This is a genomic window from Enterobacter sp. N18-03635 (assembly GCF_004006055.1).
GTDB lineage: Bacteria > Pseudomonadota > Gammaproteobacteria > Enterobacterales > Enterobacteriaceae > Enterobacter > Enterobacter vonholyi.
Map to the genome: position 1 here is coordinate 587,271 of NZ_CP034769.1, position 15,755 is coordinate 603,025.

The window sequence follows — 15,755 nt, forward strand, 5'->3', positions numbered from 1 at the left end:
GGCGGGGTGAGGGCATCAGGCCGCACTAGCCCTCCTCCATCGCAATCACAATCGCTTCACCCAGCTTCTTCAACGCCTCCCGATGTTTCTCCGTCGGCGGCAGCGCCACGTTGATCCGCAGGCAGTTGCGGTACTTCCCTGATGCGGAAAACAGCGACCCGGCCGCGGCCTGGATCTTCAGCCGGCACAGCTGCTTGCTGACGCACACCATGTCGACCTTCTCCGGCAGCTCAATCCACAGCAGGAAGCTGCCCTGTGGGCGCGTGACGCAAATCTCTGCTGGAAAGTACTGCCGTACCCAGCAGGTGTAAGTTTCCATATTCTGCTGATAAATCTGGCGCATGCGGCGCACGTGGCGATGGTAATGACCGTCGCGAATAAACGCCGCCACCGCCATCTGCGTGCCCGGCACGTTAAACCCGCCGGCGGCGTATTTCATGTGCATTACCCGGTCGTAGTAGCGTCCCGGTACAATCCAGCCGACGCGCAGGCCCGGCGCCACGGTTTTTGTAAAGGAGCTGCAGAGGATCACGCGGCCGTCGATATCCATCGAATGAATGGTGCGCGGGCGCGGGTACTCCGCCGCCAGCTCGCCGTAAATGTCATCCTCGACAATCACGATATCGTGCCGCTGAGCGAGGGCCAGCACCTGCTTTTTCCGCGCCTCCGGCATGATAAACCCGAGCGGGTTATTGCAGTTGGGCACCAGAATCACTGCCTTGATTGGCCACTGCTCCAGCGCCAGCTCTAACGCTTCGATGCTGATCCCGGTTTCAGAGTCGGTAGGAATTTCAATCGCCTTGATGTCAAACCCGCGCAGCATCTGCATGGTGCCGTGAAACGACGGCGATTCCACCGCCACGATATCTCCAGGTTTGCATACCGAGAGCAGGGCGATTGATAGCGCACCGTGGCAGCCGTTGGTAATCACAATGTCGCTTGCCGAGACGGTAGAGCCGCCGTCCAGCATCAGGCGCGCGATCTGCTCGCGCAGTTCCAGGCGCCCGTCGAGCACGTCATAGCTCAGCATCTCACCGGGGTTATGCTGCGCGATGCGGCTCATCTCGCGCCACAGGGGCTTCAGGCTCGGCTGGTTAATGTCCGGCGAACCGCCGCCAAAGGAGATCATCTCTTTGTCGGCGCGGGCGTCCAGCAGCATCATCACCTCATCCCACTGGGTAACGTCCACGGGGCGCTGCACCGGGCGCGTCATCGCCGGGACGGGCGGCTGGGCCTTGCGCGGTGAGACAAAATAGCCGGAGCGCGGCTGAGGCGTGATCAGCTGGAGGTTTTCGAGGATCTGGTAGGCCTGCTGTATGGTGCTGATGCTCACGCCGTGCTCCTGGCTCAGCGCACGCACCGACGGCAAACGTTCACCGCTGCGATACAGACCTTGTTGAATGCGTTCTGCCAGAAGGTTGGCGAGATGTTGATAGCGCGTCATTCTGTATCCTTTGTTTTCACCATACAGATTATAAAACCAGTACAGATTGCTGCGAAAATTGGCATGCAGATACTGTTTTAACGGATCTGTATGTTAAACAAAAGCTGTTTTTGCATCTGTATTGCACGGGTGGATTTCCGGGATGATAACCCCACTGGCACAGTGAGGAGAGCATCATGGAATTCTACGAGAATCGTTCAAAACGTCCGTTTATTGTGTTTGTCTGGATCGCAAAAACGCTGCGTAACTGGTATCGCATCAACCGCACCCGCCGCATCCTGAGCCAGATGAGCGACGAGCAGCTGAAGGACGTTGGTTTATCCCGCAATGATATTTAAACCCCAGGCCGGGTAAGGCGCAGCCGCACCCGGCGATGTTTAGCGCAACAGCTCAAGCGTCTGCCGCTTCGGCCTTTCCAGCAGCTCAACCGCCTCTTCATACGACCGCACGTTGTTATAGCCCATCACCAGCCCGTAACGTTTGCCCGACCCGCGATACCACTCCGAGAGCGCATTGACCTGCAGCTGCTGTTCCTGCCAGCAGCGCGCCACTTCCCGGTCACGGCTTCCTTTGGTCAGGAACGCCACGATATGCATCCCACCGTCGTTTTGCTCGGTGAAAAACAGATCGCCATACACCTCCTGCAGGGCGGCAATCATCCAGTCGCGGCGGGTCTGATACAGCGCGCGCATCTTTTTCAGATGACGGAAAAAATGCCCTTCGTTGAGAAACGCGGTGAGGATCTTTTGCGTCAGCACCGGCTGGCCGCTGGTGGTGATGTCCGCGCAGTCGGTAAAGGCTCCGACGGTGCTGGCGGGCATCACCACGTAGCCCATGCGCAGCGACGGCATGATGGTTTTACTGAAGGTGCCCATAAAAATCACCCGGTCGTGCTGGTCGAGGCTTTTCAGCGACGGCAGCACCTTGCGGGTATAGTGGAATTCCCCGTCGTAATCGTCTTCGATAATCCACGCCTCGTTCTGGCTGGCCCAGTCGAGCAGCTGCTGCTTGCGCGGCAGGGAGAGCGTTACCGCCAGCGGGCTCTGATGCGACGGGGTGACGATGGCAAAACGGGCGTCGCGATGGTAACGGAGCAGGTAGTCCGTATCGATGCCGCAGCGATCGACCGGCACGGTGTGCAGGCGCGGCACGATCCGCTTGAGCAGCTGCTGGCCCATAAAATAGCCCGGATCTTCAAACAATACCTTGTCGCTGCGGCTGGCTAGGGTGTCGAGGATCAGCCGCAGGCTACCGCTGTAGCCGCTGGTGATCAGCACCTGTTCGGCGCTGCAGGACAGCCCGCGCGAAATGTTGAGATAGCTGGCGATGGCCTGGCGCAGCGGATACCAGCCCAGTACGGGCGGGTTGAGCATCTCCTCCTGACGCATAGCCCGCGTCGCCTGGCCCGCCAGCAGCAGCCATTTTTTATACGGGAAGCTGTCGAGGGCCGGGATGCCGGGGCGCAGAAACCCCGCCCGCTCGCGCTGGCTGATGAGCGATGCCGGAAGCGTGCCGGTGGGCTGTTCCGCGGGGGCTGTCTTGTCCGGCAACAGTAAGTCCGGGTTAACCCGCGTGCCGCGCGCCCCCTGGCTCACCAGATACCCTTCGCCCGTCAGAATGGCATACGCCGTTTCGACGGTTTTACGCGCCACCTTCAGCTCTTCGGCTAGCACGCGGATGGCAGGCACCTTATCGCCCGGCTTCAGCACGCCGCGCATGATGTTGTCGCGATAGCGGGAATAAATCTCGTGATAGCCCGGCTTCATGTCCTACCTCATTTCACGATTTTTGTATCTTTTTACTATGTCATGAACGGCGTAGATTTGCCTCATCGCACGGCACATGCCGCACAAAAAGAGGAAAGACAATGAGCACTCGCGTTAACCACCATAAAGTTACACCTGCCCTCGCCAACGCGCTGTCTGCCCTGAGCATGGAGGTAGCAAAAACCTCCATCGACCCGGCGCTGAAGCACCTGATCGACATTCGCGTGTCGCAGCTGAACGGCTGTACGTTCTGTCTGGATATGCACTCAAAAGAGGCCAAAATCGCCGGCGAGCGCGAGCTGCGCCTGTACCATCTGGCGGCCTGGCGCGAGTCCCCGCTGTTCAGCGCCCGCGAGAAAGCGGCGCTGGCGTTCACCGAAGCGCTGACCCAGATTAGCGTTCACGGCGTAAGCGATGCGCTGTACCGCAGCGTGGCGGAGCACTTCTCGGACGTCGAGATTTCAGAGCTGAACTTCGCCATCGTGGCGATCAACGCCTGGAACCGTCTGGGGATTACCTCCCGCATGGCGCCCGGCGCGCTGGACGCGGCGTACGGGCTGAATAAGGCTAACCTGGAATAATTCCGCGCTCGCGGATCATCGCCACCAGCGCCCGCAGTCCCGGCGGGACGTGGCGATGGCCGGGGTAGTACAGGCGCAGCCCGGCAAACGGCTGCGCCCAGTCGTTTAAGACGCTCACCAGTTCCCCGCTTTTCAGCTCGTCCCGAATATAGAGTTCCGGTAAAAATCCCACCCCTAATCCCGCTTTCACGGCGCGGATCGAGGCAAAAAGATCGGACGTCGCAAAGCGCGGCGGCACGGCAAGGGCGTACGTTTCCCCCCGACGCGCCAGCTCCCAGCGGTAGATCCCGCCGTGAGCCATACGCATACCGATCCCCTGATGTGAAAGCAGATCGTCCGGCGTCTCGGGTATGCCGTGACGGGCGAAATAGTCCGGCGTGGCGGTGACGAGCTGGCGGATCTCACCGGTCAGCGGCACGGCGATCATGTCCTGCGGGACGGACTCTTCGAGGCGGATCCCCGCATCATAGCCTTCCGCGACGATGTCGATCATTCGCGCTTCGCTGACGGTCTCTACGCGCATCTTCGGGTAGCGGATCATGAAGTCGATCAGCAACTGGTCCAGAAACAGCGTGCCGATATGGTTCGGCACGTTCAGCCGTAGCGTACCGGCGGGTTCCCCGGTGTCGCTGTGGATCTCCTCGCTGGCGAGACGGATCTCCTGCAGGGCAGGGCCGATACGCGCCACGTACCGTTGCCCGGCGTCGGTGAGAGCCACGCTGCGGGTGGTGCGGTTGAAAAGTCGCGTCTCAAGGCGGCTTTCCAGCCCGGCGATGGCGTTGCTGACCGCCGTGGCGGACATCCCCAGCTCCTGTGCCGCGCCGCGAAAACTGCCGCGCCGCACCACCGCCATCACTACTTCCAGCTCTGTCAGACCTGAACGATGCATAGATTATCCTGAAAATCGAAACAACCCTTGCAGCATAGCGTGGATTATCGCAACGGAGAAGCCGTGACAGACTGGGCTCACACAGCCTGAGGAGGTTTATATGCACACCATCGAACAGATCTTTATTAACGGCGAGTTTGTTACCCCGCACGGTACCGAGTGGTTTGATTTGTACAATCCGGCGACGGCGCAGGTCATCGGCCAGGTTCGTCTGGCGGATGAGGTTGACGCAACGCGCGCCGTTGCGGCGGCAAAAGCGGCGTTTCCGGCGTGGTCGCAGACCACAAAACAGGAACGCATCACCGCGCTGAAGCGCATGCACGCCGCCGTGGCCGCTCGCCACGACGATCTGCTGGAAGCGGTCATTGAAGAGTACGGCGCGCCCGCCTCGCGCTCGGCGTGGATGGCCAGCTATCCGGCGGAGGTGATTGCTCAGGCCATCGAGGCACTGGAGGCGTTTGAGTTTGTCACCCCCGCAGGTGCAGCGACGGTGCAGATGACGCCGCTTGGGGTGGCCGGGTTGATTACGCCCTGGAACAGCGACGCGGGCTTTATCTGCGGCAAGCTGGCAGCCGCGCTGGCTGCGGGCTGCACGGCGGTGATCAAGCCGTGCGAAATGAGCGCCCTGCAAACGCAGATTGTCACCGAAGCGCTGCGCGATGCTGAATTACCGCCAGGGGTATTTAATATCGTCACCGGACGCGGCGAGACGGTAGGCGAAACGATTAGCCGTCATCCGGACGTGGCGAAAATCTCGTTCACTGGCTCCACGAATACCGGCAAGGCGATCCTGCGTAGCGCGGCGGAAAGCTTTAAGCGCGTGACGCTGGAGTTAGGCGGTAAATCGCCGACGATCCTGCTGGATGATGTGGATCTCGCGCAGGCGATCCCGCTGGCGATCCAGGCCGGGTTTATGAACAGCGGGCAGGCGTGCGTGGCCGGAACGCGCATTCTGGTGCCGCAGGCGCGCAAGGCAGAGATCGAAACCGCGCTGGCGCAGGCCGTGGCGGCGGTGAAATCCGGCGACCCGCGCGATAGCACAACGGACGTCGGCCCCATGGTCAGCGAAAAGCAGTGGCTGCGGGTGCAGGGCTATATCCGGAAAGGTATCGAAGAGGGGGCACGCCTGCTGGCGGGCGGTGAAGGGCGACCGGAAGGCACGCGGGACGGCTGGTTCGTGCGTCCGACGCTGTTTGCCGACGTGAACAACCGGATGACGATTGCCCGCGACGAGATTTTCGGTCCGGTGCTGTGCGTGATCCCCTATCGTGACGAGGCGGAGGCGATCGCCATTGCCAACGAAACCGACTACGGCCTGAGCGCGATGGTGCTGGGTGGTGATGTAAACCGCGCGCGACGCGTGGCGCAGCAGATTGTTTCCGGTCGCGTGCTGGTGAACACCCTGGCTCATGAACCGAAAGCGCCGTTCGGCGGGTTTAAGCACTCCGGTTTGGGGCGCGAGATGGGCGAGTGGGGAATTCGGGCGTTTATGGAGCCGAGGTCGATGGTGGGCTAAAACTTCGCTATTTACCGAAGCATTGTGCTTTTCCCTCCTGCATTCTCTCCCCAACATCACAACGGAGAGACCCTCATGATCGCAGTCATTTTTGAAGCTAAAGCCGCGCCTGCCCATCAGGCGCGCTATCTTCAGCTTGCCGCAGAGCTTAAGCCGCTGCTGGCGGACATCGACGGCTTTATTGATATCGAACGGTTCCAGAGCCTGACCACCGACGGCAAAATCCTGTCCCTTTCCTGGTGGCGGGATGAAGAGGCCGTCCGCCGCTGGAAGCAGAACGTCTTTCATCAGGCGGCTCAGGCCGAAGGGCGGACGTCGATTTTTGCGTACTACCGCATCCGGGTGGCGCAGCTGGTGCGGGAATACAGTTCCGAAACCGGAGGGAATGCCGATGTATGACGTTCATATCATTTTTCGCGATACCCCCGGTGAACTTGCGCGGTTTGGACAGCTGCTGGGCAGTAACGGCGTGGGGCTGGAGGGCGGCGGCGTATTTGGTGCAGATGCCCATTTCCTGGTGGAAGACGGGGAAAAAGCGCGACGCGTGCTGATGGAGGCCGGGTTTACCGTGCAGGCGGTGCGAAAGCCGGTGATCCGGAAACTCAGGCAGGAACGCCCCGGTGAGCTGGGCGAGATCGCAGCGGCGCTGGCGGCACGCGGCGTGTCTATACTGACTCAGTACAGCGACCATGCGAATCACCTTATTCTGCTGACGGATGATGATAAGCTGGCCGCTGAGATTACCGAACCCTGGGCGGCCCATGCTTAAGACGAGTTTACCTCCTGACAACAGCGCGATGCTGGAAAAGGCGATTGCCGCGGTGGCGGCTGCAATGGCCGATCCGTCGCGCGTGAAGATGCTCTGTGCGCTAATGGACGGACGGGCGTGGACCGCTACCGAACTGAGCGCCGCGGCAGACGTCGCCCCGTCGACCGCCAGCGGGCATCTCGCCCGGCTGCTTGAAGGGCAACTGATAACCTGCCTGTCGCAAGGGCGGCATCGCTATTATCGCCTTGCCGGGCACGACGTGGCGGCGCTGGTGGAGCAGATGATGGGGCTTTCGTGGAGCCGCATTACTCCACCGGAAACCACCGCGCCGAAAGCCATGCGTGAAGCCCGGACCTGCTACGACCATCTTGCCGGTACGGTGGCGGTGCAGATTTATGATTTCATGCAGGCGGAAGGCTGTCTGGAGGCAGACGGTTCAGCGTTGACACTCTATGGCCGGGAGCAGTTCCTGACGCTCGGCATTTCGTTAAGCGATCACCCGCACCGGAAGGCCTGCTGCGCCTGCCTGGACTGGAGCGAGCGGCGGTTTCATCTCGGCGGTGAGGCGGGCGCTGCGCTGCTCATCCACATGGAAAGCAAAGGCTGGATCCAGCGGGTGGCGGGGTATCGGGAGGTGGTGGTGACGGCGTCGGGGAAGGCCGCTGTAAAAAGACTTTTTAGCCGCTAAAAATGCCCGGTGGCGCTGCGCTTACCGGGCCTACGCGTACATCGCCTCCAGTAACACCTTTCGCAATTCCTGCGCTTTCGCCTCTCGTTTCTTGATACTTACCCTGATAACTATTATCTTGACCGCGTGTGACGAGAGGTTTCCCCATGAGTGAAGAAGAACTGTTCTGCCGCAGGCCGATGGGCATGCGGATGGCGATGATCGTGCGCCAGTGGCGTGCCGTCATCGACGAGGCCATTCTCGATACCGGGTTAACCCAGTCGAGCTGGACGGTGATGATGCAGCTTCATCAGCTCGGGGATAACGTCTCAATGAGTGAGCTGGCGGAGGTGCAGGGCATTGAACTGCCGCCGCTGATGCGCACCCTGACACAGCTGGAAAAGCAGGGTTACCTGCTGCGCACCACATCGCCTTATGACAAGCGCATCCGGCTTCTGACGCTGACGCCTGAGGGAAAAGCCATATTAAAAAGGCTCACTCAGGTGATTGAAACGTATCAGGCGCGCGTATCGCAAAACATCGCGCCGGAACATCTCGATATTTTCAGCGCCACGTTGAATCAAATCGCCTGCAATTTGCGGACAATCCGCGAAGAAGATAACAAGACCGAAAAATAATGACCCCTGAACAAAAGTTTGCCCGCTGGGTAAGGGTGAGTATTGCCTCTTTCCTGCTGATGTTTGTCTATTTTATCGTCGCGGATATCTGGATCCCGCTGACGCCGGACTCCACCGTAATGCGCGTGGTGACGCCGGTGTCTCCGCGCGTCTCCGGCTACGTGGCGGCGGTACATGTCCACAACAACAGCCAGGTGAAGAAAGGCGATCTGCTGTTTGAGCTCGACGACACGCCGTTTCGCAATAAGGTGGAAGCGGCGCAAATCGCGCTTGAGCAGGCACGCCTGTCCAATGAACAGCTGGACGCGCAGATCGCCGCCGCGCAGGCCAGCCTGAAAACCGCCGTGCTGACCGCGCGTAACGACAAAGTGACCTTTGACCGCTACCAGAAGCTGAGCACACTGCAGAACGTCTCGCAGGCGGATCTGGATAAGGTTCGCACGACCTGGCAGAGCAGCGAGCAGTCCGTCAGCACGATTCAGGCCAACATCCGCAACCTGCGCATCCAGCGTGGTGAGCGCGAAGAACACCGCAACGTGACGCTGCAAAAATACCGCAACGCGCTGGATGAAGCTGAGCTGAACCTCGGCTGGACGAAGGTCTATGCCCTGGCGGACGGCACGGTCAGTAATTTGCAGCTGAGCCCTGGCTTCTACGCCTCATCCGGTTCCGCCGCGCTGGCGCTGGTGAACAACCAGACCGATATCGTGGCCGATTTCCGTGAAAAAAGCCTGCGCCATACCCATCAGGGCACCGATGCGGCCGTGGTGTTTGACGCCTTCCCGGGACACGTTTTCCGCGCCCACGTCACCAGCAGCGACGCGGGGATCCTGGCGGGGCAGGAGGCCGTTAACGGCCAGCTTTCCGAGCCGGAAACCTCCAACCGCTGGGTGCGCGACGCCCAGCGCATGCGCATTCACGTGACGCTGGACGAGCCGCTGCCGAAGCATCTGCCGACCGGCGCCCGCGCGACCGTGCAGCTCTACAATAGCGAAGGGCCGTTTGCGCGCTTTTTCTCCGGGATGCAGATCCACCTGGTGAGCCTGCTTCACTATGTCTATTAGTACCCTGGCGCGGGTATTTACCCCGCACGGCAACATCGTCTATACGGCAAACGATTTCCGCCAGACCCTGCGCATCGTTTTTGCCGGGATGATTGCGCTCAGCATCTCCAGCTTTTACAACACCAGCTACGGCGTGTTTTTCGTGGTCTATCCGATCATGCTGCTCTCGCTGGTACCGGTGTTTAATCGCCACGTGGCAAAGCAGTTTATCTTCAGCGCATCGCTCAACTGCGTCGAAATGGTGATTATCATCGGCTACCTGTCGCAATGGCCGGTCATCATGACGCTGGTAGTCTTTGCCCTGTACGTGATGCGCTTTCGCTTTATGAGTAAAGGCCCGCTGTTTCTGTTCGGTTCGATGGGCGTGGTGTGCCAGAGCGTGATGCTCAACTTTATGAGCTATCCCACCACCAGCTGGCACACGCTGCTGTTTTCCAACATCGAAGCCAGCGTGATGGCGGTGTGCCTGAGCGCGCTGATGAACTATCTGCTGCCGGACGTGGAGCCCCGCAAGCCGCCGCCGCTGATTGAGAAAGACGACGCCCGCGTGCGCCACGAGTCGCTGCTCTCCGGCACCGTCGCGACGCTGATATTCGTGGTGTTCCAGATTAGCGACTTAAGCGATTCGCTTTCGGCGCTGATGGCAGGGATTTTGATCCTGTTCCCGATGCACTACCGAGGTTCAGTGATGAGCTCGATCTGGCGCGTGGTCGGCGTGGTGCTGGGCTGTCTCTACATTCTGGTGGTGCAGCTAATACTCTACGATCACAGCAGCCATATGCTGCTGATGATGCCGCTGATTGGCCTCGGGCTGGCGTTTGGCGCGCGACTCCACGTGATGGAAAAGGTGGGGGCGGGCGTGGGCTTTTCCAGCATCACCACCATCGGCATTATGTTCGGGCAGAACATGCACCCTGACACTGACCTGGTGTTCAGCGATCTGTACCGCATCACCTCTGTCACCTTTTCGCTGGTGGCGACGCTGACGATGGTCTTTCTGGTGCACCTGATCCTGAACCGCTTCGAGGCGACGCGCTACGTCATCGCGCCGCCAAAAGCGGATTAATGCCCCAGCACGGCAGGCAGCTGCGAGAGTAAAAACAGGATCAGGCCAATCGTCCCGCCCACCAGGGTTCCGTTGACGCGGATAAACTGCAGATCCTTGCCAATGTTCAGCTCAATCTGGCGTGACATGTCTTTGGCGTCCCAGCTTTTCACCGTGTCGCTGATGTGGCGGGTCAGAAACGCCGCGAAATCCGGCGCGAGGCGGTGTGCCGCCTGCTCCAGATGCTCGTTCAGCGAGGCCTGCAGGTTCGCATCGTTCGTCAGCGTTTCACCGAACCACAGCCCGGCGTTGGCGATGCGCTGCTTCACGCGCGAATCTTCACTCTGCATATCTGCCTTCAGCCACTGGCGCAGATCGGCCCACATCTCGCCCAGATAGCGGTTAAACGCCTCATCGTTTTTCAGGTAGTGCTTGATGTTGTCGGCTTTTGCCGCCATCTCCGGATCGTTTTTCAGGTTGTCGATAAGCTTCAGCGTGGCGCGGTCGAACGCCTGACGGATCTGGTGCGTGCGGTCGTGGCTGATATCGTCCAGCAGCGTATTCACCGCGTTCGACACCATCTCCGCGCTCTGATCGCCCAGCCACTCGGTGGGCAGCACCATCGCCTTGCGCGGGTGCTCGGTCTTCAGCCAGTGGACAATCTGATCGGCAATAAAGTCCCGCGTGCTCTCCCGCTGAATCAGGGTAATCAGACGGTTGATGATGGCGTCCAGCAGCACCTGATGGCGGTTGTTTTTGGTCATGCTCTCCAGCATCACGGCGCTGGTTTCAGTGAAGTCGACCTTGTCGATGGCCTTATGCACCGCGCGTTTTAGCAGGCGCTGAATGCGCCCGTCGTCGGTCAGTTCCAGAAAACCGCTCATCACCTGCATCAAGTGCAGCCCGACGCGCTGGGCGTTGTCGGGCTTGCTGAACCAGGCGCCGATCATCTGCGCGGGCTCATAGCGGCGGATCAAATCGACCAGCGACTGGGTATCCAGAAACTTCTCCTGCACGAACTGGCCGAGATTGTCGCCAATCCGGTTCTTATTGCGCGGGATGATCGCCGTATGGCGGGAGATAAAGGGAATCGGCACCCGGCGGAACAGCGCGACGACCGCAAACCAGTCAGCCAGCGCACCGACCATTGCCGCCTCGGCAATGGCCTTGACGCCGCGCACCCAGAAGGTCTGCGGCAGGAACAGGGTGGTGATAAAGGCCGCGGCGGCAACCAGCAGCAGCGACAGCGCCAACAGCTTGGCGCGTTTGAGTTCAGCTATTTTTTCCATGGGTTAAGGATAGAGGTAAGCGGGGGGAAAGTGCAAAAACCGCCACAGCACCCACCCGCCAAACCCCATCAACACCACCCCCGCCGTGCGCTCTATCAGCCACAGCGCAAGGCTGAGCTTCTGTTGCACCGGCGATAGCCCCATCAGCGTCACCAGCGCCAGATCCCACGCCAGCACCACCGTCACCATCCAGACGCCGCAGGTCGCCTGCTGAAGCAGCGTGACGTCCGGCCCCAGTAGCGCCGTCATCAGCGCCAGATAAAACAGCGCATTCTTCGGGTTAAGCAGCGCCGAGCCGAGCCCCAGCAGGATCTGCTTGCGCAGCGAGGGGCAGCGCTGATGGGTTTCATGCAGCCTCATCGCCTGCGGTTGGCTGCGCACCAGATGCGAGCCGATCCACAGCAGGTACAGCGCCCCGCAAAGCTCTATCAGCGTAAACAGCCACGCAAACTGCCGCAGCGCGCTCCAGCCGATAATCACCAGTAAGATATACAGCCCGTTACCCGCAGCGATGCCGACGCACAATCCGGCGCTGCCGCGCAGTCGGTAGCGCGCCGCGTAGCCCACCAGCAGGAAGAAGTCCGGCCCCGGGCTTAACAGGGCGACAAAATGCGCCAGCGCCAGGGCGAGAAAAGCGGAAGGGAAGAACAGTTCCATAGCAACCTCGGTTAACAATCTGAGGTCAGGCTACGGTGATGCCAACGTTATTTATTGTCAGATATTGATCGGCCCGTCGCGTACTGGCGCGGCGTGGCGGCGGTATAGCTGACGAAGGTCTTATGAAAATGGCTCTGGTCAGCAAACCCGCTCTGGTAGCCAACGTCGGCGATGTCGTCCCCGGCACGTAGCCGCGCTTTGGCGAACTCCACGCGGGAGATGTTGAGGAAGCTGCCCGGCGTCAGGCCGGTATCCTGCCGGAAGGTGCGGATCAGCGTCTCCTTGCGCAGCGAGAATCGTTGGGCAAGTTCATCGAGGGAAGGCGGAGCGGCCAGGTCGGCAAGAAACGCCTGCTGCACGTGCTGGCTGGTTGAGCGAAGCGCATCTGCGTTTTTCTCGCATCGGGGAAGGGCTGAAAGCAGCGTATCCACGGATGCAGGCGACATCGTCTCAACAATATCAAGGTAGCGCTTAAAGAGCGTAGGGTCGCGAATCACCTGGAGCGCCAGAGGAAGATCGGTGTCGATATAGAGCATATGGTAGCTGCGCGGTTGCCCGGCGACGGGGTTGCAGCTGTGCGGCGCACAGGCCGGGATCACGATGAGATCCCCGGGATGAAGGATGTACTCTCTGTCGTGACATACGCAGCAGGTCTGGCCCTCCACAATCGCGCCGATGGAAAGCTGAGGGTGACTATGGCGTTTGTACGCCTGCGTGCTCTGCCAGGTGCTGCGCAGCTCAAGGCCTGAGGCGCGGTGAAATGTCTGACGGACGTGTCGGGTATCGGTCATGGGCGCTCCTTCTGAAGGTTTTTTATACCACGTCAGCGAACCCTCTGGCAGCGCTTCATTAAGAACCTTCCGGATATACCCAACTTTACGCCCACAGCCAGTCATGTTGACTACCCTTAATACCCTAAGCGGTAAAACAAGGAGATTCGACATGGCTTATCAGACAGTAAACCCTGCCACTAACCAGCTCATCAAAGAATACCCCTCGCATACCGACGCGGATATCGAAGCGGCGCTGAAGGCGGCCGATGCGCTTTACCATTCGGACTGGGCGAAAGGCGACATCAGCCAGCGCCTGCCGGTGCTGCATAAGCTTGCCGACCTGATCGACGAGCGTACCGAGGAACTGGCGAAAATCGCCAGCCAGGAGATGGGTAAGCTCATCGAACAGAGCCGCGGCGAGGTGAAGCTGTGCGCGCAGATCGCCCGCTACTACGCCGACAACGCGAAGCAGTTTCTGGCTCCGGTGAAGTATCAATCCGAACTCGGGGAAGCGTGGGTGGAGCATCATCCCATCGGCGTGCTGATGGCCGTTGAGCCGTGGAACTTCCCGTATTACCAGCTGATGCGCGTTCTGGCGCCAAACCTGGCGGCGGGTAACCCCGTCATCGCCAAGCATGCCAGCATCGTGCCGCACTGCGCCGAAACCTTTGCCCATCTGGTCCGCGAGGCGGGCGCGCCGGAAGGTGCATGGACCAACCTGTTTATCTCGTCCGAGCAGGTGGCGAACATCATCGCCGACGATCGCGTGCAGGGCGCCGCATTAACCGGCTCCGAAAAAGCCGGCAGTGTGGTGGCCGCACAGGCGGCGAAGCACATCAAGAAATCCACGCTTGAGCTGGGCGGTAACGACGTATTCGTGGTGCTGGACGATGCGGACCTGGACAAAGCCGTCAAGACTGGCGTGAATGCGCGGCTCAACAACGCCGGGCAGGTCTGTACCGCGGCGAAGCGCTTTATCCTGCATGAAAAGATCGCCGACGCTTTCCTGAGCAAATTCACCGAGGCGTTTAAGCAGGTGAAGATTGGCGATCCGCTGGACGAAAGCACCACGCTGGGGCCGCTGTCGTCGAAAGATGCGCTAGAAACGTTGACCAAACAGGTTAACGAGGCGGTGAAAAACGGCGCGACGCTGCACTATGGCGGCAAGCCGGTGCAGCGCGACGGCAGCTTTTTTGAACCGACGATCCTGACGAACATCTCGCGCGACAACCCGGCGTACTTCGAAGAGTTCTTCGGCCCGGTGGCGCAGATGTACGTGGTGAAAAGCGACGACGAGGCGGTCGCGCTGGCGAACGACTCCCACTACGGCCTGGGCGGGGCGGTATTCAGCCAGGATATCGAGCGCGCGAAGAAGATGGCGTCGCGTATCGAGACGGGGATGGTGTACATCAACTGGCTCACCGATACCGCGCCAGAGCTGCCGTTCGGCGGTGTGAAGCGCTCCGGTTACGGACGCGAGCTGTCGGATCTGGGGATTAAAGAATTTGTGAACCAGAAGCTGGTGGTGGTGCGTCAGTAAGGGGTCATAAAAAAAACCTGCCGGCCGGCAGGTTTTTTTAAGGGGATTATTGCACTTCGATCTTGTCCCAGCCGCTTTTAAACATGCAGCTGTCGACTAACGTATCCCGGCGATATTCGTTCGCGTCTTCAACCGTGTAGCTCGTGGAAATATCCTTTTTCTTGTTCTTTTTGTCCGTTTTTTCCGAGCTCGAACCGGTCACGACGTTATCCGGGGGCAGATCGATCAGCGCCTGCGCTTCGCATTCCGTGAGCTTTTTATTCATTTCCGTATCGCTGACGCCCGGTTTCACCCATTTGTACTGGACGCAGCCGGTGAGCATCAGCGTGAGGCTCAGAACGCAAAGCGCGGTCATGCGGTGTTTCATCAGAAGGTGACTCCACCGCCTACATATGCGCCGTCAATCAGCGTGTGGCCAGGACGACCATCTTTACCGTCCACGCTCACGTGGCGGTAGCCCACTTTCAGGGTCACTGGCGTAATTGGCGTCCAGCTTACGCCGCCGTTGGCTTCGACGTAGTTTTTCACACTGTTGTTCAGGCCTTCTGGCGCCACATAGCCTTCACCGTACACGTGGATGCTGTCGGTCAGGGCAACGTTTACGCCGCCGCCAATCGGGAACGCCACGCCGTTATCGCCTTTTTTCGGGCCGAGGTAGATGGCTTTTGCGCCCGCGTTCAGCATGACCGGGCCAAGACCCAGGTTGTAGCCTGCGCCCACGCCGCCGGTCTGGGTACCGTCATCGGTGTTTTTCAGCCAGTTACTTTCCAGATAAACACCGGATGAGGATTTCCCCATTTCCAGATTGAGGTTGGTAAAGTTTTTACCCTGCTCAACGGTGCCGCCCATCGCCAGTGCGGAACCCGATACGGCAGCCAGAGCAGAAAGAAGAAGGATATTCAGTTTTTTCATGTTTTATGCCTCGTCATTAAATTCATCTGGGCGCACCTTAACAAGCGATGTTAATGACTGCAAATGTGATATAAATCGCGGTTTTATACTGATATTGTTAACTTTTTTATTGAAGTTGTTGCAATGATGTTTGATTGTCGGGGTGTCAACAGGGGATGTTTTTAGCGTTTAGGAACCGTTTAGTTTTTTGACTAAACATAAACTG

Annotated in this window: 18 protein-coding genes; 10 read left to right on the top strand and 8 right to left on the bottom strand. The window is 59.6% G+C overall.

The genetic code is table 11. From position 1 onward, the window contains the following. Positions 1–25: 25 nt before the first annotated feature. Positions 26–1,444: a PLP-dependent aminotransferase family protein gene (locus ELK40_RS03470; RefSeq protein WP_111964141.1), complete on the bottom strand. Its 1,419-nt coding sequence runs from the start codon at positions 1,442–1,444 to the stop codon at positions 26–28. A gap of 176 nt (positions 1,445–1,620) precedes the next feature. Between ELK40_RS03470 and ELK40_RS03475 the strand changes: the two genes are divergently transcribed. Continuing rightward, a complete protein-coding gene (locus ELK40_RS03475) occupies positions 1,621–1,782 on the top strand; it encodes a DUF1127 domain-containing protein (RefSeq protein ID WP_063154866.1) in 162 nt (53 codons plus the stop codon). Between the two features lie 39 nt (positions 1,783–1,821). On the opposite strand, the gene ELK40_RS03480 is transcribed toward ELK40_RS03475, so the two are convergent. Next, positions 1,822–3,210, bottom strand: a complete 1,389-nt coding sequence (locus ELK40_RS03480) for a PLP-dependent aminotransferase family protein (protein ID WP_127729471.1) — start codon at positions 3,208–3,210, stop codon at positions 1,822–1,824. Between the two features lie 101 nt (positions 3,211–3,311). Here ELK40_RS03480 and ELK40_RS03485 point away from each other — a divergent pair, with 101 nt between their 5' ends. Continuing rightward, a complete protein-coding gene (locus ELK40_RS03485; protein WP_127729473.1) occupies positions 3,312–3,791 on the top strand; it encodes a carboxymuconolactone decarboxylase family protein in 480 nt (159 codons plus the stop codon). Here ELK40_RS03485 and ELK40_RS03490 read toward each other — a convergent pair. Beyond that, on the bottom strand, positions 3,778–4,680 hold the full coding sequence (locus ELK40_RS03490) for a LysR family transcriptional regulator (RefSeq protein WP_127729475.1): 903 nt from the start codon (positions 4,678–4,680) through the stop codon (positions 3,778–3,780). The two genes, ELK40_RS03485 and ELK40_RS03490, sit on opposite strands and share 14 nt — an antisense overlap. Positions 4,681–4,780: 100 nt before the next feature. Here ELK40_RS03490 and ELK40_RS03495 point away from each other — a divergent pair, with 100 nt between their 5' ends. From ELK40_RS03495 to ELK40_RS03525, 7 genes are all read left to right on the top strand, one after another. Continuing rightward, positions 4,781–6,196: an aldehyde dehydrogenase family protein gene (locus tag ELK40_RS03495; RefSeq protein WP_127729477.1), complete on the top strand. Its 1,416-nt coding sequence runs from the start codon at positions 4,781–4,783 to the stop codon at positions 6,194–6,196. A gap of 75 nt (positions 6,197–6,271) precedes the next feature. After that, positions 6,272–6,595, top strand: coding sequence for an antibiotic biosynthesis monooxygenase (locus tag ELK40_RS03500; RefSeq protein ID WP_127729479.1), 324 nt, complete (start codon positions 6,272–6,274; stop codon positions 6,593–6,595). Beyond that, complete coding sequence (locus ELK40_RS03505) at positions 6,588–6,965, top strand: amino acid-binding protein (protein WP_127729481.1); 378 nt, start codon at positions 6,588–6,590, stop codon at positions 6,963–6,965. The genes ELK40_RS03500 and ELK40_RS03505 overlap by 8 nt, the downstream gene beginning before the upstream one ends. Beyond that, complete coding sequence (locus tag ELK40_RS03510) at positions 6,958–7,653, top strand: winged helix-turn-helix domain-containing protein (RefSeq protein ID WP_127729483.1); 696 nt, start codon at positions 6,958–6,960, stop codon at positions 7,651–7,653. The genes ELK40_RS03505 and ELK40_RS03510 overlap by 8 nt, the downstream gene beginning before the upstream one ends. 146 nt (positions 7,654–7,799) lie before the next feature. Continuing rightward, on the top strand, positions 7,800–8,270 hold the full coding sequence (locus tag ELK40_RS03515) for a MarR family transcriptional regulator (protein WP_127729485.1): 471 nt from the start codon (positions 7,800–7,802) through the stop codon (positions 8,268–8,270). Continuing rightward, the gene (locus ELK40_RS03520) at positions 8,267–9,334 is read left to right on the top strand and encodes an HlyD family secretion protein (protein WP_111964134.1); all 1,068 of its coding nucleotides are present in this window, start codon (positions 8,267–8,269) and stop codon (positions 9,332–9,334) included. The genes ELK40_RS03515 and ELK40_RS03520 overlap by 4 nt, the downstream gene beginning before the upstream one ends. Continuing rightward, the gene (locus ELK40_RS03525; protein WP_127729487.1) at positions 9,324–10,400 is read left to right on the top strand and encodes a DUF2955 domain-containing protein; all 1,077 of its coding nucleotides are present in this window, start codon (positions 9,324–9,326) and stop codon (positions 10,398–10,400) included. The genes ELK40_RS03520 and ELK40_RS03525 overlap by 11 nt, the downstream gene beginning before the upstream one ends. Here the strand turns inward: ELK40_RS03525 and ELK40_RS03530 are convergent. The 3 genes from ELK40_RS03530 to ELK40_RS03540 are packed head-to-tail and all read right to left on the bottom strand — an operon-like array spanning position 10,397 to position 13,116. Continuing rightward, a complete protein-coding gene (locus ELK40_RS03530; protein WP_127729489.1) occupies positions 10,397–11,668 on the bottom strand; it encodes a DUF445 domain-containing protein in 1,272 nt (423 codons plus the stop codon). The two genes, ELK40_RS03525 and ELK40_RS03530, sit on opposite strands and share 4 nt — an antisense overlap. Positions 11,669–11,671: 3 nt before the next feature. Continuing rightward, positions 11,672–12,325, bottom strand: coding sequence for a LysE family translocator (locus ELK40_RS03535; protein WP_127729491.1), 654 nt, complete (start codon positions 12,323–12,325; stop codon positions 11,672–11,674). Between the two features lie 47 nt (positions 12,326–12,372). Further along, on the bottom strand, positions 12,373–13,116 hold the full coding sequence (locus tag ELK40_RS03540; protein WP_127729493.1) for an AraC family transcriptional regulator: 744 nt from the start codon (positions 13,114–13,116) through the stop codon (positions 12,373–12,375). Between the two features lie 151 nt (positions 13,117–13,267). On the opposite strand from ELK40_RS03540, the gene ELK40_RS03545 reads away from it, so the two are divergent. Then, on the top strand, positions 13,268–14,638 hold the full coding sequence (locus ELK40_RS03545; RefSeq protein ID WP_127729495.1) for an NAD-dependent succinate-semialdehyde dehydrogenase: 1,371 nt from the start codon (positions 13,268–13,270) through the stop codon (positions 14,636–14,638). A gap of 46 nt (positions 14,639–14,684) precedes the next feature. On the opposite strand, the gene ELK40_RS03550 is transcribed toward ELK40_RS03545, so the two are convergent. Then, on the bottom strand, positions 14,685–15,005 hold the full coding sequence (locus tag ELK40_RS03550; protein ID WP_111964128.1) for a hypothetical protein: 321 nt from the start codon (positions 15,003–15,005) through the stop codon (positions 14,685–14,687). Continuing rightward, positions 15,005–15,550, bottom strand: a complete 546-nt coding sequence (locus tag ELK40_RS03555) for a YfaZ family outer membrane protein (RefSeq protein WP_023310269.1) — start codon at positions 15,548–15,550, stop codon at positions 15,005–15,007. Before ELK40_RS03555 ends, ELK40_RS03550 begins: the two co-directional genes overlap by 1 nt. Positions 15,551–15,755: the final 205 nt, after the last annotated feature.